Origin of the sequence: Zhongshania aliphaticivorans (assembly GCF_001586255.1) — a bacterium.
Taxonomy (GTDB): Bacteria; Pseudomonadota; Gammaproteobacteria; order Pseudomonadales; family Spongiibacteraceae; genus Spongiibacter; species Spongiibacter aliphaticivorans.
On the sequence record NZ_CP014544.1, the window covers coordinates 2,559,250 to 2,579,320 of the forward strand.

Here is a 20,071-nt window from a genome sequence, read left to right on the forward strand (position 1 = left end):
TTTTATGCTTTCAGACTTAAACAGGCGCTTTAGCGCGACACTTATACTCACCGTTGCGAGTATCAATCTCGATCCAGTCGTCAATTTCACAGAAATCGGCTACTTTAACCACCGTGCCATTGCTCAATTGCGCAGGCTTCATCACCTTGCCAGAAGTATCGCCACGGGCGGAACCTTCGGTATAAACTATTTGACGAACAATAGTGGTCGGCAAGTCAACTGAGATCACTTTACCTTCAAAGAATACCGCTTCACATTCGTCAGTCATGCCATCGACGATATACGGTAAAACGCTTTCAATATCCTCAGCACTCAATTCATACTGGTTGAAGTCTTCGTCCATGAACACATAGACGCCATCGGCAACATAGGAGTAGCTCACGGTAATTCTGTCTAGAATAACCGGCTCGACCTTGTCTTCTGACTTAAATACCGTCTCAGTAGAAGAACCGCTCAACAAGTTTTTGAGCTTCATTTTAACGATGGCGCTATTGCGACCAGACTTAGTGAACTCGGCTTTTTGAACTAGCCAGGGCTGGCCCTCGATCAGCATCACGCTATTGGGCTTCATTTCTTGTGCGGTTTTCATACTTGCATCCGAAAAAGGATTAATGGGATGCCATCAATTGCGGCTGCGTATCATAACCAGTTTTGCTGAAATTGCACTAGCGAATCTGCAAGATTTTCTACTGCCATCTGGCGACCACACCAACGCTCTGCATGGCCCGCCAGCAGTGGCGATGCGCCAATCAGACTAAAGCAGCTCGCGGGGCAGTTTTGACTCTGATTCCAGGCCAACCAACAAGCCTTCATGGCCAAGCGCAAGTCAGGGGACAAACCCTCGCAATAGCGCTGTAAAAAGGCATCCAACTTAATTAAATGGGCGCCTTCTTCCTGCGGATAAATATGCCAAATAAACGGCCGCCCAGCCCATTGCGCCCGAACAAAAGAGTCCTCGCCGCGCACAATATTAAAGTCACAAGCCCATAGTAGTCGATCGTAATCGTCCTGACTCAGGAAAGGGAGCACCTGAATACTCAAGGCGCCGCGCCGATATAGGCGGCCGAGGTGAATTCTCGCTACGCCCAAGTAATTTGCCAGATCACCAAGAATTCGACCTTCGGGAACAAGAATATGAGAAGACCTTTCGGCATTCGCCAAGCTCGCCAGCCACGTCGATAAGCCGGTATTCTCATAGGAAAACAGTGATATTAATTGACTAGCTGCCGACCACTGAACGCCAAGATCCTGTAAAAAGCTAGCCTTGTGCACCTCGCACGATTGAAAGTCCTTGCGCCGCTGGATAAGACTCGATTCCCGCAGCAGCCCCCCAGTTTTCGAGGTAAATCCTGGAAAGAAGAAATACTTCGCTAAGGTATTCGCCTGCAAAGACGGCAGGCCATGGCAGCCCTCAACCCACTCCTCCGCACTTAAATATTCTAAATTCAACCACAGCGGCGGTCGCTCACGCGCCGTCATGGCAGCAATATAATGCGTTGGCAACTCGCAGCCAAACGCCTCAATGACCACATCAGCCGCCTCAACACCTGAACAATCTTCAGACCACCAGTGAATCGCAACGCCGCAATGATGTTGAACACGAAGATTGGGGTCAGCCGCTGGGTAAATTCGGCAAAAGGCCACGACATCATCCAGCCATAGCCGCACGTCGAGGCCGTGGTCGGCAGCCAATTGACGCGCCAAACGCCAGCTCACGCCAATGTCACCGTAATTATCGATAACTCTACAGAAAAGATCCCAGCGATTGGGCATAACAACCTGCGACAGTAAAATGAAACGCTCCGGTAGGGGCCCATCCGCCTATTATGCCTAAGGCAAGGCGACAGGCAATATAATTAACGCTGTTTGGCAAACCACTGACGAAGCGCGAGATAATCCTTTAACAAAGCCTCGGCCTCATAGTATTTACTGCCATCCCGCGTTGAAATAGGTGCCAAGGAAGCGCGCAAGCGCGCTTGCTCATCCAACAAATATAAGCGAAAGCCGTGTGCTATTTCGGGGCCACTTAACTTGGCCGCCACGTTCACGCTCGCCAGCTCAGCTTCGTCCATGCGGTAACTCTGCAAACCCATGCTTCGCTCAAAAATCGCGGCTTGCGCTGGATCATCAGCCCTCAAACCGATAAAGCGAGCATCGAACCACGGCACATAATTAGCGAGCTTTTCAATACTATCGTGCTCTGGATCGATACTGTAAAACTGGACTTGTAGGTCTTTAAATTGCTTTTCCTTATCGAGTAATTTCTGAAAACCCGCGAGGCTCGACAACATCGTTGGGCAGATGTCTGGGCACTGAGTGTAGCCATAGCTAATTAATTGCCAGCGCCCCAAAAAATCCGCTTTATGGACAAGCTCACCGCGATGATTGCGCAATTCAAAGCTTGGCAGCTCTAGTGGCGCCGCTAGAACCGCACCATTGACGTCAGGGGCTTGCTGAAACTGCGTTCGCAAGATGGAATTTGCCATAAAGGCACTGCTTATGAGTACCGCCGCCAGCAAGCTGGGAATCAAATATCGCGGGAGTGGGCCGCGACTCATGTCCCCCCCGACATAAAGGTAAGACGACTTAAAAAGGTGTAATCAGCCTCTACCGCCATAAAACCAATAAACACCACTATCGCAATAACCGGCAGGCCCAGGGCCAATTTTAAGGTACTGGGCTCCCAGGCAAAGTGCATGAACACGGTGATGATTAGGCCTGCTTTAAGAAACATAAACACCAGTATTAAGGTCCAGCGCAAATACCCAACAAAATGAAAATAATCGACGGCGTACGACATTGAGCTGAGCACAAACAGCAGTATCCACACTTTAAAATATAAACCTATAGGGTGTTGCTGCCCCTCGCCATGACTCGCTGTTTCAGGCTGACCACTCATATTGAGCTCCTTACCACAAATAGAAAAAGGCAAAAATAAAGACCCAAACCAGATCGACAAAATGCCAATACAGGCCGGTTATTTCAACGATTTGAAAACCCCGCTCATCGTAGTGGCCTCGCAACACCTTAAAAGCAACTACGGTAAGATAAATCACGCCAATACTTACGTGCACACCGTGGAAACCGGTAATCATAAAGAACGCGGAGCCAAACTGAGCGGCCCCCATAGGGTTAGACCAAGGCCTAACGCCTTCATCTAATATCAGTTTGCTCCACTCAAACGCCTGCATCCCGACAAAGCTGGCGCCGAGAATTGCTGTGGCAATCATCAATTTAAACGTGGCGGCTTTATTGCGCTGGTAGGCGCAGTTAACCGCCATTGCCATGGTGCCGCTACTGGTAATCAGAATAAACGTCATAATCGCAATGAGCAGCAAAGGGATGTCCGCGCCACCAACGTGTAAGGCAAACACCTCACTCGTCAGGGGCCAACTGTCCGTTGCTGACATCCGTACGTTCATATAGCCAATAAGGAAAATGCTAAAGATAAAGGTATCACTGAGTAGGAATATCCACATCATCAGCTTGCCCCAGGAAAGCTTAAACACCTCCCTGTCGGCGCCCCAGTCATTGACTAGATTCTGCCAATAACTACTCTTTGCATTCACTGCGGGAATACTCGCCATGATCTCATCCCAGGCCGCAGGCTGCGGCAATAAGTGCATAGGTTTCAGGAGTGCGGGTCAGTATGAAAAACAATACAAACCATAGGCCCAACAAGTAATGCCAATACACCGCGCAGGCTTCTATCGCCGCGTGGCGATTCTGTAAATCGCCCTCCTCTCGCAAGCTATTCACCACCCGTCCCAGTGCCACCAAACCACCAACAAGGTGTAAAACGTGTAAGCCAGTTAAGATATAAAAATAACTATTCGCCGGATTGCCTGCAACGCTGTAGCCCATCCCGGCCAAAAACTGCCATACCGATATTTGTAAAATAATAAAAAGTATTGCCAGTACCGCGCCTGTCGCTAGCAGCACCAGTAGGCGAAAATGGTGATTGCGGCGCAGTGCATAAACGGCTCCTTGCATTGCAACACTGGCCAACACTAATACACCGGAGTTAATCCACAACCGCATAGAATTGGTAAAAGGTTGCCAGGGCTCGCCAGCTAGCGCTAAAAAGTCGTCGTATTGAGATCGACTGATAAAGGTAACGAAAAACAGCAGGAAAAATACGCTAATAATCACTAGCATAAACCGCAGTGATATTTTAACCGCGGGGGTATAAGCGGTACGACCCCATTCAGCGCTCGTACCCTGCGCCTCGGGGATCCATGGTTTTTCTGACAGAATTCCAAACCAGCCCATTACTCACCCTCCCCAACCCGGCGACCACCGGCTTCGTACTCCACATTTTCTTCGGCGACATGCTGGGGGATGAAATCTTGCTTGGCGCCCGGCACGCTGTAATCGTAGGCCCAGCGATGCACAGTTGGTAATGCGTCGCCCCAGTTGCCGTGCGCTGGCGGCACATCGGGAGTATGCCACTCTAGGGACGCAACCCCCCAAGGGTTGCGCACCGAGCGTGGACCTGAGCGCAGAGTCCAGATTACATTCACGACAAACACCAGCTGGAATAGAGCAACAATAATCGCGGCAATGGTAATGTCTTCATTTAAGACGTGGGCCGACTCCGGAATAAACGAGGTATCACCCAGTGCGTAGTAGCGCCGCGGTACACCGAGAAAGCCCAAGTAATGCATCGGTAAATAAATCGCATAAGTACCAAGAAAAGTACCCCAAAAATGCACTTTGCCAAGACCGGTGTGCAATTGCTTTCCGCTAACCAGTGGAAACCAATGATAGAGCGCCGCAAACAGGACCATTATCGGCGACACCCCCATCACCATATGGAAATGGGCAACCACAAAGAAGGTGTCAGATAAGGGCAAATCCACCACCACGTTACCCAAAAACAAACCGCTTAAGCCGCCATGAGTAAAGGTGAAAATAAAACCGATGGCAAACAGCATCGGTACGGTGAGATGGATATTACCCCGCCACAAGGTAAGCACCCAGTTATACACTTTGATCGCCGTAGGCACGGCAATAATTAAAGTGGTGGTAGCAAAGAAAAAGCCGAAATACGGATTCATGCCACTAACATACATATGGTGGGCCCATACAATAAAACTAAGCCCGCCGATAATAACAATTGCCCACACCATCATGCGGTAGCCAAAGATATTCTTGCGAGCATGAACACTCAAAACGTCGCTGACCATACCAAAGGCTGGCAGCGCCACGATGTACACTTCAGGGTGACCAAAGAACCAAAACAAATGCTGAAACAGAATGGGACTGCCGCCCTCGTGATTTAAGGGCTCACCCAAGGACACTATCGCTGGCATAAAAAAGCTAGTGCCTAATAGGGCGTCAAACAACATCATGATGGCGCTAACCAATAGCGCCGGAAACGCCAGCAAACCGAGGATGGTCGCGGTGAGGATACCCCAAATAGTCAAGGGCATACGCATTAAGGTCATGCCCCGTGTACGGGCTTGAAAAATTGTGGTGACGTAATTCAGACCACCCATGGTAAAAGCAATAATAAAGATCGTCAGCGACAATAGCATTAGCACAATACCGCTGCCCGCTCCCGGAGTACCAGCTAATATCGACTGCGGCGGATACAAAGTCCAACCTGCGCCGGTCGGGCCCCCAGTCACAAAAAAGCTACTCAGCAAGACAATAACCGACGCGAGATAAAACCAGTAACTGAGCATATTCAAATACGGAAACACCATGTCTCTGGTACCGACCATCAGCGGAATTAAGTAATTGCCAAAGCCGCCTAACAACAGCGCAGTAAGCAGATAAATCACCATTATCATGCCGTGCATGGTCACAAACTGCAGATAGGCATCCGGACTAATAAAATTAAATTCACCGGGAAAACCCAATTGCAGGCGCATGAGCACCGACAATAACAAGGCTATTAAACCTACAAATATCGCCGTTACCGAATATTGAATGGCGATGACTTTGTGGTCTTGGCTCCAAATATATTTACCAATAAAGGTTTTAGGATGGTGTAAATGAGCGGTTTGATCAGCGATGGCAATATGTGTCATGGTTGTTGCACCCCCTCTGCAATTGTTGCCCGTGCAAGCTGTTCTTGATGGCTACCCGACACTGGCAAGGTCGCGATATACGCCAGTAAATCTTGCAGACGTTCAGGGCTTTGAATCGTGCTGGTCATTAAGCGCATTTGGGAACCGTACTGATCTTTGGGGTGCTTGCCCCGCCAGCCGGTGCTGAAATATTTTAGCTGCGTGTATAAATACCAATCGGCCTGCCCTGCCAGTTGCGGCGCTTGCAATGCCGCAGTGCCCTGGCCATTAGCGCCATGACAAACGACACAAGGCTGGTAAACCTGGGCGCCGCGTGCAGGGTCACCACCCAAGGTAGCGGGCGCAGCCACCACGGGCAGGCTTTCAATATAGGCGAGCAGATTGTGTAGATCTTCAGCCTTAGTCACCGACTTCGCCATAGCGGCCATTTGTTGGCCGCTGCTGTCTGCAGGGTGAGCCCCGCGAATGCCCTCGCGGTAATAGCGCAGCTGGCGGTCCATATACCACGCCGCCAAGCCACTTAAATTAGGTGCCTGCATTGCGGCCAAACCACCGCCGTTCACGCCGTGACAGGCGGCACACGTAGAATACAGCTGTTTGCCCGCCACTAGGTCTGGCGCTGGGCTACGCTGAGTTTGGGCAAAGGTCGGCTGGCGGTTCAACCACGCTAAATAGGCGTCTTCTTCCTCAATAATCACTTGGGCGCGCATGGTAAAGTGCGCGACGCCGCAGAGCTCTTCACAAAGAATATCAAAGGTGCCAACCCGGCTAGGTTCAAACCATTGATAGGTCACGGTGCCTGGCACCAAATCCATTTTTACTCGAAATTGCGGCACCGCAAAATTGTGTAACACATCATTTGAGCGCAAAAGCATCTTCACCGGTTTGCCCACTGGCAGATGCAATTGATGGCTGTTTACGATGAGATCGTCTTGACCTTTGGGATCTTCAGGATCAATACCATAGGGGTTTGTCGCAGTAACAAAGCGTGCATCGGCACCGCCAAGCTCACCGTCCGCGCCGGGGAACCGAAAGGTCCACTGCCACTGCTGACCAATTGCCTCAACATTCGTCGCCTCGCTCGGCACATTCACAACCTTAGCCCAGGCAATTAAACCGGGGGTGAGCATGGCGATAACGCCGATGGCGGTGAGACCGGTAAGCCATAATTCAAGTTTTTTACTTTCCGGTTCATAATGCGCCTGATGCTTACCGGTATGTTTATAGCGCCACACTACCCACGCTAAAAAGCAGTTAACGGCAATGAAAACCAGGCCGGTAATCCAGAAGGAGATTTCGATAGTGGTGTCGATAGCACCCCAGTTAGACGCAATGGGCGTCAGCCACCAAGGGCTGTAGAGATGGAACAGAACCGTGATAATCACCAGTCCTAAAATAATTAGTGCTATTACCATGACGCATCCCTTATCGAGTTCATCAGGTATCAGTAAAACCTGGCATTGCGCCAGACTGCGTTTACCGCATCCCATTTCACCAAAGCAACAGTCTTTACGATGACTGCTTATTCTTTTTTGCGAATCCGCTGCTTCGATAAAACGACAGGTTTACATACCGTAAACTACCGAGATTAGCGCCATAGACTAGCCCCCAGCCCTGCCCTACAACTAATTGTTCAGCAACGATTTATCACTCTGTAAGCATAGCGGCATATAGTGCAATTACCACTTAAATGCCGTCACATTATTTTTAGCTATTTATTGGTTTTTTCAACAACCATCGCACTGCTTCTTCGCAAGCGAAGTTCACAACTAAACTAAAGCAATTTTCGGCATTTTAAAATTATCAATACACAAATAATTTCATTACATCGAGTTAGCAATCAATAATGACGCGCCATAAACAAGACAATATATTATTAATTTATTATTTAAAAACAATCAGTTATCGAAATTTTTGCAACTTTAAAACCACACCACTATACCGAATAAAAATGAGATTAAATTACTAAAAAAATTATTCTAAGCTTAAAACGGTATAAGCATCACTAGCCCCTTAATTATTCCCCAAGACAAAAGAGCATCAAGCCTCCGCCAAAATTACGCCTCCCGCTCCCACAAGCAGGCACTAGCAGCCCATTTTTCGTACCCTGCGCCCTATTCCAGATTTAAATAACGCCACTCGTGATTCCATTACGCCAATAATTCTGCATAAAATAGACCTAAACAAAGCAATTGGAATCAAAAGGAATCCCAATGAGTGCCAATTTAAGCCGCCAAGACGTTAATATTCTTAGTATTTTGCAATCTGATGCCAGCAAAACCTCAAGTGAGGTTGCGGATATTGTTGGCATGTCGCAGTCGCCCTGCTGGCGACGTATTAATCGAATTGAACAAGACGGCCTCATTCTCAAGAAAGTCGCAGTTCTCAATCGGCAAACACTCGGTATGGATTTGGTGGTGTTTGCCACTGTCAATTTAACAACCTCTGGCCGCCAAAATCTGGTGGAATTTGAATCGTCAGTTCGCAATTTTGACGAGGTCGTCGAGTGCTACACCATGACGGGGATCTGGGACTATATGTTAAAAATAATTGTGAAGGACATCCGCAATTACGAAAGTTTTGTTCGTGACCGCCTATTAGCCCTGCCAATGATTCGCGAACTGCACTCTCATATCGCCGTAACCGAAATTAAAAACACCACCGAGTTACCACTAAAAACTCAACTTTAGTCGGGAATAGTTTTGTACGAACAAGGCAAGATTGCCAGCGCTATGCTAGCTTGTAAGGACGCATTTCTAGAATAAGCGAGTAAGGCTATTGACCTGGAAGCAATTTAAAACACTGGTATTCAGCGGCATATTATCCATATATTGCAGCCAAACGTGGTCTGCAGAAGCACACAATAGCCAATCGGGCTTTTTAGATTTTAATGTTTATCCGTATCTTTCTGATGTCGACAACGACAGTGTTTTCACCTTAAATATTGCCGCGACACTCCCCAAGCGTTTTTCCTATTTCAGCTTGCTTAATATAGGCAATCAGCCTGCCGACAAGGAGCTAGGGGACACCAGCAACTACTACACCGAACAAAATATTCGCTGGCAAATTCACGACTCATCGCCACTGGATTTAACTGTGCAGTACAATATGCGCAGCGGCGAAGACAATGATCGACTGCGATTTGGCATACGCTGGCGCATAAATGACAGCCCCGCGCTGCAATCCTTTTTCGCCAAAATCAACCTTAGCTACGCTGTTAATTTACACGCTATTCAAATCGACGACAGCGATGCAAGGGTTTGGCAACTGGAGCATTCATTTGCGCTGCGCTTCCCCTGCCTCAGCGACCGGCTTTATTTAGCAGGATTTATCGACCACACTTTCAATGAAGACCTAGCCAGGCAGATACCGTCAAACCCGGTCGTTGCCGAAGCACAGCTTGGCTATCGCCTGATAGAAAATTTATATATCGTCAGCGAATATCGGCTCAATGAGTATCGGCGCAGCGATGTAAACAACCTCGCGATTGGCGTGGAATACAAAATAAAGTGGTGATTTCGCAGGCAGGAGCTTAACGCAAAAAGGCTTGGCCACCGTCAATAGGCAAGGTATGGCCGGTGATGTAACTCGCATCGGGACCACACAAAAACACCACCACGCGGCCAACGTCTTCCTCGCAATCGCCCACGCGACCAAGGGGAACCGTACTAAGAAAGTCTTCTACGTCATCACCACCGCCTTCAACCCAGCGACTCATTGCGGGTGACATCGCCAGGGGCATAATGCAGTTAACCCTGACATTGTCTTCGCCCCATTCACAGGCCGCAGCTCGACTCAATGCTCGAATGGCCTCTTTTGCTGCCGCGTAGGCGCCAAACCCGGCGGAGTCGGAACGCATTGCCGCGGAGCTGGCGAGATTAACAATACTGCCATCACCGCGTAAAAAGGGATAACAGGCTTTCATAAAGCGAAAGGTGGCAAGCGGGCCAGAATCCATGCCCTCTTGGTATTCGTCATCATTTATCTCGAGGAGACGACCAAGGGGAACAATTTGAGCATTGTTGACCAGAATATCGATACTGCCAAATTCATCGACAACTTCCATTATGGCGGCGTCGATATCCTCGGCCTCGGTAACGTCACAAACAAAGGCTTGGGCCTCACCACCACGGTGGTGAATTTCAGCACAGGTGGCTTCCAACTTGGCTAATGTGCGCCCCAGCACCGCAACCACAGCGCCCTCGGCGGCGAGCGCAAGTGCAATACCAGCGCCGACTCCCTGACCACCGCCGGTGACTACCGCAACTTTATTCTCCAAAATAGCCATATCGCCCATCCTCACTTGCCATGAATAAGCAAACCATCACTTTCGTTAACTAGTCGGCCAGCTGTGCCACACTTTTAAGAATTAGGCGCACTAATAACGTTTGGCGACTGACACCGGTTTTTGAAAAAATCGATCGCAAGTGTGTGCGAGCCGTATTGCGACTCATACCCAGCGCCGCTGAGGCCTCATCAAGGGAAAGGCCGTCAGCTAATAACAGCGATAACTGCGCTTCGGTAGGGGTAAAGCCGAAGAGCTGAATGATTACCGCCACCGGCGCTTCAGCGCCGTATTCCGGGTCGCTAATAAATATCGCCACGGTGGGTACTGACTTCCCCTCCGACCACTCGGTCATCGGTACCGGCCGCGCAATCACGCCAAGGTCAGAAAAATCGCCGTCTCGACAAACTCGCATCGCTTCCACCACCGTGGGCTCATCCCCGACCTTATGACTGAGGATACGGTCTATGAGACGCTGGAGCTTCTTGGTTGTCGCTTGGTCTCCTAAGATTAAACGCCCATCTTCAACCCGTACATCGGGTTCGCGAATAATCAAATGTTCGGCCATGCGATTGCAACTAAGCACCCGACCATTCTCATCTAGAATAATAGTCGCCAGCGACAAACTTTCCACTGCGCCGGCATAAAGTGCGCGTTCTGACTCAATTTTATTTAAGCGTACATGCAGGCGCAGTGCCCGCTCCAAATGAGGTAAGAGGGTATAAATTAAATCGCGATCGGCCTTGTTAAAACTTGGCGACTGCTCACCCCGCGCGACCCGTAAGCCGGCGTCCATTTCGCCAGGCACATGGATATCAACACCGAGGGAGTCGTAAAGCCCTGCCGGCTTCATACACAGATTATAAAGTTCGCTCTCTAGCCAGTTCTCACCGGGCACGAGTTCCATTAAACTTTTCACTTCGCCGGGCCGCAACGACTGAAACGGATCCATAGCGAAAAGACGCTCTTGATAGCGAGCAATACCTTCCAAATTGCCTCCCACCACCCTCAGCACCCCCAAACCCTTCTCCGAGGGTGGATTCAGCACCAAAGTCACCGATACGGCGCCCATCAGCTTACACAACACTGACAGAAAATCCTGCCACGGCTCCTCCTCGAGCGGCCCCTGATAGATTGTGGCAATAATTTCATCAAATGCGGGATCAATAAGCATAACGGAATGAACGACCCTTCTTATATGTTTGGGCCGCTAGTATAACCGAGAACAATGAACAGGAAAGTGCTAGCGCGCCGACTCCTCGACACTTCGCTGTTTGTCGAGGAGCATAAGCTGTGCGGCGAGCGTTTAGAGACTTAAATTAAACCGCGCGCCTTCGCCATATCCAGCGCCAAATCCTCAATCATATCCTCCTGCCCGCCGACCGTGCGGCGCTTGCCAAGCTCAACCAGAATATCACGGGATGACACCCCGTATTTTTCAGCCGCGCGCTTGGCAAACAGCAAGAACGAGGAGTAAACACCAGCATAACCTAAGGTCAGCGAATCTCGGTCAATTCTTATTGGACTATCCATGATGGGGGTAACCAAATCCTCGGCAACATCCATAATTTTATAGAGATCAATACCGTGATTTACCCCCATACGGTCCATAACGGCCACCAAGACCTCCAGCGGTGTATTCCCTGCACCGGCCCCCAAGCCTGCCACCGAGCCGTCGATGCGGTTCGCACCCGCCTCGACCGCTACCAGCGAGTTCATCACCCCTAAACTGAGATTGTGATGAGCGTGAAACCCAAGCTCAGTCTCGGGCTTAAGCTCCCGACGCAATAGCGCAATGCGCTCCTTAACCTGGTCTGGCAATAAATAACCTGCAGAATCCGTGCAATAAATACAATTAGCACCAAATGACTCCATGAGCTTAGCCTGCTCGACAATTTGCTCGGCCTCGATCATATGGGTCATCATTAAGAAGCCGACGGTATCGAGGCCCATCTGGGCCGCCATGCCAATATGCTGCTCTGAAACATCGGCTTCGGTGCAGTGGGTGGCAACCCGAATGGTTGTTACGCCCAAATCTGCGGCCATCTTCAAGTGATCAACCGTGCCAATACCCGGCAGCAATAAGGCCGAAATTTTCGCGTTTTTTACAACGCCAATCACGGCTTTGAGGTATTCTTCGTCGCTGTGAGCGGGGAAGCCATAATTCACTGAAGCGCCGCCCAAGCCGTCGCCGTGGGTCACTTCAATTAGCGGCATACCCGCCTCATCTAAGCCCCGAGCAATGCTCTTCATTTCGTCCAAGGAGATTTGGTGCTGTTTGGCGTGCATGCCATCGCGCAGGCACATATCGTGTAAAACGACTTTTTTACCGCGTAAATCCATTATCGTATCCCCTTAAGCAGCCGTCGGCTTTAATGTTAAACGGCCAGCCAATATTTCTTCGGCAAACATTTCAGCGGTGCGCAAACCCGCTGCAGTCATAATGTCGAGATTACCCGCGTATTTAGGCAAAAAGTCGCCAAGCCCCTCAACTTCCATAAAAATGGAGACCCGATTGCCTTCGAACACTGGGCCATTTTTAAGGCGGTAACCGGGTACGTATTTTTGCACTTCAGCAACCATGGCATGTACTGAGGCCGTTATTGCGGCCTGATCGGGCGTATCAACTGTTAGGCAATGGATAGTGTCACGCATCATCAATGGCGGCTCAGCAGGGTTGATGACAATAATCGCCTTACCTTTGGTCGCGCCGCCCACTTGCTCAACCGCGCCAGCCGTTGTGCGGGTAAATTCATCAATATTTTTGCGAGTGCCTGGCCCAACAGAACGCGAACTCACCGTGGCGACAATCTCGCCATAGCTCACTTTTTGTACCCGTGACACCGCCGCTACCATTGGTATGGTTGCCTGGCCGCCGCACGTCACCATATTGACGTTCATGCAGCCCTCGGCAAGCGCGTCATTCAAATTAACCGGCGGCACGCAGTAGGGACCAATGGCCGCGGGCGTCAAATCAATCATGAGAGCGCCCTGTTCATTTACCTTGCGCGAATTCTCCGCGTGAACATAGGCTGACGTTGCATCAAAGCAAATCTGCACACCATCTGCGCGCATCGTTGGCACCATACCGTCAACACCCGCAGAGGTGACCTTTAAGCCCATGTCAGCGGCCCGCGTTAAACCCGGTGAATCTGGATCAACACCCACCATCCACACCGGCTCGATAAATTCAGAGCGAAGTGCTTTCATCAATAAATCAGTGCCAATATTGCCCGGACCGATTATTGCTGCCTTAATTTTTTCAGCCATTATTGTTAACTCTCATAGTAAATTCAGGTGCCGTTGATATGTAATTACACAAACTGCACAGCGGCGCGACCAATTCCGTGTAACTCCATGGTCATTTTGTCGCCAGCTTGAACGGGCTCAAGTGGCACGAGTGAACCCGACAAAATAACCTCGCCGGCTTTAAAGGGAATCCCAAAGCGGCCCAAGGTATTCGCTAGCCAGGCCACTGCCGTGAGTGGGTTGCCCTGCACTGCACTACCCAGACCTTCACTGAGCAACTCGCCATTTTTCCACACGGTAATTTTTAAATTGGGTAAATCCAAACCCTTCGGGTCTGCGCTGCTATCGCCAAGCACATAAACACCGCAAGAAGCATTGTCAGCAACCGTGTCTTGGATTTGAATTTTCCAATCGCTAATACGCGAATCGACAATTTCAAAACACGGCATAATACATTCGGTAGCGGCCAAAACATCGGCCTCGGTGACGCCGGGGCCCTGTAGGTCGGCTTTGAGCTTAAAACCAATTTCGGCTTCTGCGCGAGGCTGAATCATATTACCGGCAACCGGCACATCGGCGCCGTTGGCGTACGCCATCGCATCAGTTAAAAAGCCAAAATCAGGTTGATGAACACCGAGCATGTCCTGTACTACTTTGCTGGTCACCCCGATTTTTTTACCAACCACCACTTCGCCGTCATCTTCTAGACGACGCTTTAGCATCTGCAGAGAAATATAATAGGCATCATCAAGCGTAATACCTGGCGCTTGCTCAGTGAGCGGTGAGATAGGCTGAAAGCTGCGCATTGCGGTATACAAGGCATTACCCAGCGCTTCAATTTCTTGTTTGTGCATATTAATTATTTCTCAAAAAATCGGCGGTATTGCGATTAAACATGTCCCGGTGTTCCACCATGACCCAGTGGCCACACTCAGAAACTAGGGTTAAACGAATATGGCGACAATTTTTGGCGAGGGTTTGTATGCCGGTTTCCGGCATCATTTGTTCATTCACGCCCCAAAATGCCAAAACTGGACATTCGATTTCTTGGAGGCGAGACGCCATATTGGGCACCACCATCGAGGTGATAACTTGGCTATTTTGTTGTTGAAATATGCCCCAGCGCTCATTAATAAGCTGTTGGTCAACGATGCTATCGTCGTACACCAAGCCCCGGCGAATAAAGTCCTCTAAGCGCTCTGGCGCCATCGGCCCAGAGGTGAAGACCTCCTTCATCACCTGCATACCGGGCATATGAAAATAATCTGCCTGTTCCTCAATACCACCCGGCGCCATCAGTACCAATTTATCCACACAGGCGGGGTTGTCTAAGGTGTATTTAATGGCAATGGCACCGCCTAAAGAGTTGCCAATGAGAACACAGCGTTCAACATCAAGCTGGGCGAGTAATTGCTGAATGCATTCAACAAAAAAATCCAAGTGATATTGCACATCGTCGGGCTTATCGGAATAACCATAGCCAATAAGATCCGGCACGATGACGCGAAAGCCTTGGTCAACTAAATAAGGGTAGTTGTACTTGAAATTACTGTGCCCGCTTGCGCCGCTGCCGCTGCCGTGTAGAAATACCACAATAGGCCCAGCGCCTTGATCCAAGTAGTGAATACGCTGGCCATTCGCTAGCGTGGCATACTGACCCTCTGGTAAACCCGCGATCTGTAATGCCATTTTGATGTTCTCCCCGCTTATAGGAGACCATGCCAAACCACGCTGGGCCAACACCGTCTCACCGCTATTTTAGAGGAGGGATTTTACCGAATTGCCCCGCGCTCCCTAATACCCCATATGGACGACAGTTCGCCGCACGCTATTGAATAACAACGTCGCCAAACTCGGTAACTCCGCCAAAAATGGCGCGTGGCGACGGCGGCTGCCGACCATCAATATCGACGACGCCGTAGTGCTCGCCAAGCTCTGCGGCCATACACACTTTGCCGCTGTATTGCATACGCTGAGGATCTTGAGAGAGCGCAGCGATAACCCGACCGCTGTATTCTGGCGATTCGGCTATCGCCAACATGTGGCCATATAATTCAGGCTGGGCATCAATAGCGGCCATTGTTCTCTCTGTTTTTAAAATTCCCATCCACAAGGCAACTACCGCCACATCGTAGGCTTTAAAATCCACCGCCATATCGTGGGCCATTTTATCGACGGCGGCCTTGCCCGCGCCATACGCAGGACCATGCAAATAACTGCGGCCACCGGGTGACGAGGTATTAATGATCAGCCCCCTTGTGCTTTTCAAGAGCAGTGGCGCCGCAAAATAGCTCGCCACATAAGTCGAACGCAGGCCAACATCTAAAAGCGCCTGTAATGCTAAAGGCTTCTCCCAAAAAGGCCCGGCGATGGTTAAACCGTCGGGAACACACAGTGCATTGTTAACTAAGAGATCGAGACGACCCTGTTCGGCGGCTATTTGTGCAAAAAGTGATTCGACCTGACTGTCGTCTGCATGGTCGCACACCACCGGAATTCCTCGGCCACCGCGGCGGCTAACTTCCTCGGCAGTCGCAAATACCGTGCCCGGCAGTGACGCCTCGCCTTCCTTAGCACTGCGCCCAGTAACATATACCGTGGCCCCAGCATCACCCAAAGCGAGCGCGATACCCTTCCCTGCACCACGACTGGCCCCAGTGACCAAAGCTATTAAGGTATTTTGAGCCGACATGAGCTTCTCACTAATTATTGTTTTGGAAAACGCCAGACGAACGCGACGACGTATTTAGGCCCACACTAGCACGGGCCTAAACACATTGGAGTGACCGAAACGGTCAAGGGGATGACGGGAGTGACAGTACCCGTCCTAACCACCTTATTGCGTATAGCTTATACGCTGCGCGGCGGCAGTTGTGACTGAGTTTGCGATTGCAAAGCTTGAGTGGGGCTGGCCTGGGCCTGGCTCTGGTTCTGTTGGCTCTGACTCTGCTGATTGGGCAGCCCGGGGCTTTGCGCCACCGGATCGTCCAAACGCCGAGTAGGAGCGCCATTGGCAGCAAACAAGGCGCGTTCGGAGGGCGACTCCGCCCGTGACACGTCCACGGCCACCGACAACACTTGCTTACCGCCGCCACCAAATACCACGCCCTTTAAGGGTGTTACATCAGAATAATCCCGCCCCCAAGCGGTAGTAATATGCTGATCCGCAGGCATAACATCATTGGTGGGGTCAAAATCTTGCCAATCATCACCGGGAATATAAACCGCAAACCACGCATGAGATGCATCTGCGCCCGCCAGTTTGACCTGACCTGGCGGCGGCAAGGTCTCTAGGTAGCCACTAACATAGCGCGCGGCAAACCCCATGCCCCGCAAAACACCAATGGCGAGGTGTGCAAAGTCTTGGCATACACCACGACGACTCGCCATCACATCTTTCAGTGGCGTAGCCACCGTTGAAAAGCCCGGATCGTATTTAAAGTCATTAAAAATACGCGAATTTAGTGCGCTCACTGCTTCCAGAAACGGGCGATCCGGACTAAATAAATCGACCGCGAATTCACTTAGCTCTCTTGTTACCGCAATCATTGGGGAATCAAAACAAAATTCGGATGCTTTTACATCTTCCGTATTACTGCCATTTATAAGCGCTGCACGCACCTCCGCGCAGGTAATACCGCCACTAAGCAAGCGCGGCTCCGACGGCGCAATTTCCACTTCACTATCAACAATGACTTCGAGGGTTCGGTGGGGCTTTTCCACCGTAAAGTGGCAAACGACATTACCGAAATAATCGACCCGTTTAATTTTGCTTGCCGGCGTCGGAATAATTCGAATATCACTAAAATTCACCCGCTGCCCATTGCACTCGCGCGGAATAAGATAGGCAACGTTATAGCCTTGGTTCACTTGATCGGCATAATCATAGCGTGTTGAATGTTTGACGCGGTATTTCATGTCTCGCCCCTGCCACTCATTTCAACGGGTTGCGGCCCAGCGGCGTGATCGAAGTAACGATCTGCCAATGCCTGAGACGCGGCCTTTAAATCACTGTCTAACTGCCTGAGTAATTCACCCAATTTCAGGTGTTCACCGCTAGCCTCGTCCCTTGCGGCCAACTCATCCAAGCGTGACATAAGCAAGGTGTTACTCGCCCGCAAAATACAGCGCATGTCTTCCGTTAATTGAATCCCCTTATTGGGGCCTAGCACTTCTTCAAGATGGCTGCGCAAACTCTCTAGCTGGAACATGACCGAACGCGGATTTTCACGATCAAACAACAACAATTCCATGCCCTTATCGAGACGGTAACCACTGCGATAATAACGTTTATAGACAATACGCGACTCTAGGCTCGCCAACACCGGCTTAAGCAGCGGCACATTTTGGCCATCACCAACATTAACCACCAACATACGGGTCAGCAGCTCAACTGTTTTCTGTGCCCGTTCAAGGCGTCGGCCCATTTCCATAAAGCGCCACGCCCGGCCTCTCACCATGCTCTCCTGACTGAGCCCGGAAAGTGCCAGCAAGCTCGTTATCAAGGGGTCGAGCAACTCATCTGGCGCCGCCTGCAAGCTGCTTTTTAAATTCTTATTTAAGAACTCCATGCCGTCGCGAATATCATTCACTAAACGTAGCATATCATTCGATAACAATTCTTTTACGCCGTCGGCGGAGTGCAAAATGGCCTCTAAGCAATGTGCAATACTGCCTGGTCGAGAACGGTTTGACACGATATCCAGCAGTTCGTGTTCTGGCGCATTAAAGTCTGCGGTTTTAGCGGTAAATCCTGGATACGTTCCCGTAACGTGGGTAACCGAGCACAACAACACCCGACGACTTTCCGGCGAGAGGGGTTCAATACTATTGAGTTCCTCGAACACCGTACGCACAAGACGCAAGCCCGATTCAGCGCGCTCAGCGTAGCGGCCAAACCAAAATAAATTATCGATTACCCGGCTCGGCAAACTGAAATTACGATCAAGCGCTTGGGACTGCCGCGCTAATTTCTCCGGCTCAAAAACGCTGTCTTCAACTTCGGGTTCCGAGGCAATAATCCAAGTATCTTTACTGCCCCCACCGTACTGACTCACTATGTGCTGGGTATCAGTATGGCTGCCAATCTGTGTCAAGCCCCCCGGCATCACAGAGTAAGAGCTGCCACTGGCAACCGTAAAACTGCGCAAAACCAAAGGACGACTGCTAAACACCTTGCCATCAAGCGCGGGGGTCTGCGACGGGCGCACAGCGCTCTGCGCGACATAATCAACCGGATTGGCAAGCACCTTAGCCAGTAGGCTAGCGCGCTCCTCCGCATTGAGTTCCGCGACAAACACACTGTGCCTGCCAGGTGCCCGGCAGGTGTGGCGAATTAATAAGTCAGCAAAATGGGCTTTGACGTATTCCAAGTCAGCCGCATCACCACACCACCATGTCGGCACCGAGTTTAAGCGCAGATCTCGCCCCAAAAAGTGACGAGCGATGGCCGGCATATACTTAGCCAACACGGGGTTTTCAAGAATACCACTGCCCAGCGGATTGGCGATAACCACGCCGCCCGCGCGCACGACTTCGGTTAAACCGGGAATGCCCTGACCAAAACTTTGTCGAGATACAACAGGGTCAGCAACGCTATCGTCGATACGCCTTAAAACCACGTCTACCCGGCGCAAACCTTCTAGCGACTTCAACCACAAGCCCCCTTTGCGCACGGTTAAGTCGCGGCTTTGCACTAGAGGGTAGCCCAAATAATTTGCTAAATAAGCGTCTTCGAATGAGTTCTCTTTAAATGCGCCCTGGGTCAAATACACAACAAGTGGCGCATCTTTGGTTTGGCTGAGTTCCGCCAACTTGCGACGCCACTGTAAGAAAAAATTAGACAAACGATGAACATGAGCGTCACGGAACAAACTGGGCATGACCCGCCGCAATACCGTGCGGTTTTCTAGGGCATATCCGGTTCCCGATGGCGCCTGGGTGCGATCACCAATAACCAGCCACTCACCACTTGCTGAGCGCACCAAGTCAGATGCGTGGAAAATGAGCTGATGCTCGCCAGGCAGCCGAATACCATCACAGGCCCGCAAAAATCCGGGGTGGCTATACAATACCGCTGGCGGAATAACCTTGTTTAAGATGAGACTGCGCTCACCGTATAAATCCCGGAGAATGAGATTGAGCAACTCGGCGCGCTCACGCAGCGCGTTTTCAATGCCCTCCCACTCCTGGCTAGAGAGGATTAAGGGCAGTAAATCGAGATTCCAGGTGTGACTGACATTTAGCTGCCCCCCAGGGCTATAGCTAGCACCGTCGTCTCTAAGAATACGTTTGGCAGTGCGCTGCCGCTCAAGTAGGGCATCCATTCCCATGGCATTCATGACCCGCATAGGGTAGTGCCAATGCTCACGAATCTGACCGTCTTGGTCTACGACTTCGTCGTACTGTTCGTGCTGGGGTGTGTAGACAAACCGGTCAGTTAACATGGATGCGATGCCAAAATACGAGTTCAATAAAAGGGATTTCCCGGAAACTGGGA

Annotated in this window: 19 protein-coding genes; 2 read left to right on the forward strand and 17 right to left on the reverse strand. The window is 50.5% G+C overall.

The genetic code is table 11. The features are described from left to right. Positions 1–16: 16 nt before the first annotated feature. The 8 genes from efp to AZF00_RS19725 all read right to left on the reverse strand — a co-directional run bounded on the left by efp (position 17) and on the right by AZF00_RS19725 (position 7,453). Positions 17–589, reverse strand: coding sequence for an elongation factor P (gene efp, locus AZF00_RS11360; RefSeq protein ID WP_008249289.1), 573 nt, complete (start codon positions 587–589; stop codon positions 17–19). A 50-nt stretch (positions 590–639) separates the two neighbouring features. Beyond that, complete coding sequence (gene earP / locus AZF00_RS11365; RefSeq protein ID WP_008249287.1) at positions 640–1,773, reverse strand: elongation factor P maturation arginine rhamnosyltransferase EarP; 1,134 nt, start codon at positions 1,771–1,773, stop codon at positions 640–642. Between the two features lie 83 nt (positions 1,774–1,856). Continuing rightward, positions 1,857–2,558: an SCO family protein gene (locus AZF00_RS11370; RefSeq protein WP_008249285.1), complete on the reverse strand. Its 702-nt coding sequence runs from the start codon at positions 2,556–2,558 to the stop codon at positions 1,857–1,859. Further along, the gene (locus AZF00_RS11375) at positions 2,555–2,899 is read right to left on the reverse strand and encodes a cytochrome C oxidase subunit IV family protein (protein ID WP_008249283.1); all 345 of its coding nucleotides are present in this window, start codon (positions 2,897–2,899) and stop codon (positions 2,555–2,557) included. The genes AZF00_RS11370 and AZF00_RS11375 overlap by 4 nt, the downstream gene beginning before the upstream one ends. A 10-nt stretch (positions 2,900–2,909) precedes the next feature. Then, positions 2,910–3,587, reverse strand: a complete 678-nt coding sequence (locus tag AZF00_RS11380; RefSeq protein ID WP_008249280.1) for a heme-copper oxidase subunit III family protein — start codon at positions 3,585–3,587, stop codon at positions 2,910–2,912. 4 nt (positions 3,588–3,591) lie between these two features. Next, positions 3,592–4,272 carry a cytochrome c oxidase subunit 3 gene (locus AZF00_RS11385; RefSeq protein ID WP_008249279.1) on the reverse strand — a complete coding sequence of 227 codons (681 nt, stop codon included), beginning with the start codon at positions 4,270–4,272 and terminating at the stop codon, positions 3,592–3,594. Next, positions 4,272–6,038, reverse strand: a complete 1,767-nt coding sequence (locus tag AZF00_RS11390) for a cytochrome c oxidase subunit I (RefSeq protein ID WP_008249277.1) — start codon at positions 6,036–6,038, stop codon at positions 4,272–4,274. Before AZF00_RS11390 ends, AZF00_RS11385 begins: the two co-directional genes overlap by 1 nt. Next, positions 6,035–7,453 (reverse strand): c-type cytochrome, encoded by a 1,419-nt coding sequence (locus tag AZF00_RS19725; protein WP_062383789.1) that lies wholly within the window; start codon positions 7,451–7,453, stop codon positions 6,035–6,037. Before AZF00_RS19725 ends, AZF00_RS11390 begins: the two co-directional genes overlap by 4 nt. 798 nt (positions 7,454–8,251) lie before the next feature. Between AZF00_RS19725 and AZF00_RS11400 the strand changes: the two genes are divergently transcribed. After that, positions 8,252–8,728 (forward strand): Lrp/AsnC family transcriptional regulator, encoded by a 477-nt coding sequence (locus AZF00_RS11400; protein ID WP_062383792.1) that lies wholly within the window; start codon positions 8,252–8,254, stop codon positions 8,726–8,728. 88 nt (positions 8,729–8,816) lie between these two features. Further along, positions 8,817–9,554: a hypothetical protein gene (locus tag AZF00_RS11405; RefSeq protein ID WP_062383795.1), complete on the forward strand. Its 738-nt coding sequence runs from the start codon at positions 8,817–8,819 to the stop codon at positions 9,552–9,554. Between the two features lie 16 nt (positions 9,555–9,570). Here the strand turns inward: AZF00_RS11405 and AZF00_RS11410 are convergent, their stop codons facing one another. The 9 genes from AZF00_RS11410 to AZF00_RS11450 form a co-directional block, all read right to left on the reverse strand. Then, positions 9,571–10,326, reverse strand: a complete 756-nt coding sequence (locus AZF00_RS11410) for an SDR family NAD(P)-dependent oxidoreductase (RefSeq protein WP_040803445.1) — start codon at positions 10,324–10,326, stop codon at positions 9,571–9,573. A 49-nt stretch (positions 10,327–10,375) separates the two neighbouring features. After that, a complete protein-coding gene (locus AZF00_RS11415; protein ID WP_008249265.1) occupies positions 10,376–11,497 on the reverse strand; it encodes a helix-turn-helix transcriptional regulator in 1,122 nt (373 codons plus the stop codon). Between the two features lie 140 nt (positions 11,498–11,637). After that, entirely contained in the window at positions 11,638–12,666 is a 1,029-nt protein-coding gene (gene dmpG / locus AZF00_RS11420) for a 4-hydroxy-2-oxovalerate aldolase (RefSeq protein ID WP_008249263.1), read from the reverse strand. A gap of 12 nt (positions 12,667–12,678) precedes the next feature. Then, positions 12,679–13,593 (reverse strand): acetaldehyde dehydrogenase (acetylating), encoded by a 915-nt coding sequence (locus AZF00_RS11425; RefSeq protein WP_062383798.1) that lies wholly within the window; start codon positions 13,591–13,593, stop codon positions 12,679–12,681. A 44-nt stretch (positions 13,594–13,637) separates the two neighbouring features. Further along, complete coding sequence (locus AZF00_RS11430; protein WP_062383801.1) at positions 13,638–14,426, reverse strand: fumarylacetoacetate hydrolase family protein; 789 nt, start codon at positions 14,424–14,426, stop codon at positions 13,638–13,640. Between the two features lies 1 nt (position 14,427). Then, positions 14,428–15,261, reverse strand: coding sequence for an alpha/beta fold hydrolase (locus AZF00_RS11435; RefSeq protein WP_062383804.1), 834 nt, complete (start codon positions 15,259–15,261; stop codon positions 14,428–14,430). 139 nt (positions 15,262–15,400) lie between these two features. Beyond that, on the reverse strand, positions 15,401–16,264 hold the full coding sequence (locus AZF00_RS11440; RefSeq protein WP_062383807.1) for an SDR family NAD(P)-dependent oxidoreductase: 864 nt from the start codon (positions 16,262–16,264) through the stop codon (positions 15,401–15,403). 158 nt (positions 16,265–16,422) lie between these two features. Beyond that, positions 16,423–17,490, reverse strand: coding sequence for a transglutaminase family protein (locus AZF00_RS11445; protein WP_008249257.1), 1,068 nt, complete (start codon positions 17,488–17,490; stop codon positions 16,423–16,425). Further along, on the reverse strand, positions 17,487–20,018 hold the full coding sequence (locus AZF00_RS11450; RefSeq protein WP_008249256.1) for a circularly permuted type 2 ATP-grasp protein: 2,532 nt from the start codon (positions 20,016–20,018) through the stop codon (positions 17,487–17,489). The genes AZF00_RS11445 and AZF00_RS11450 overlap by 4 nt, the downstream gene beginning before the upstream one ends. Positions 20,019–20,071: the final 53 nt, after the last annotated feature.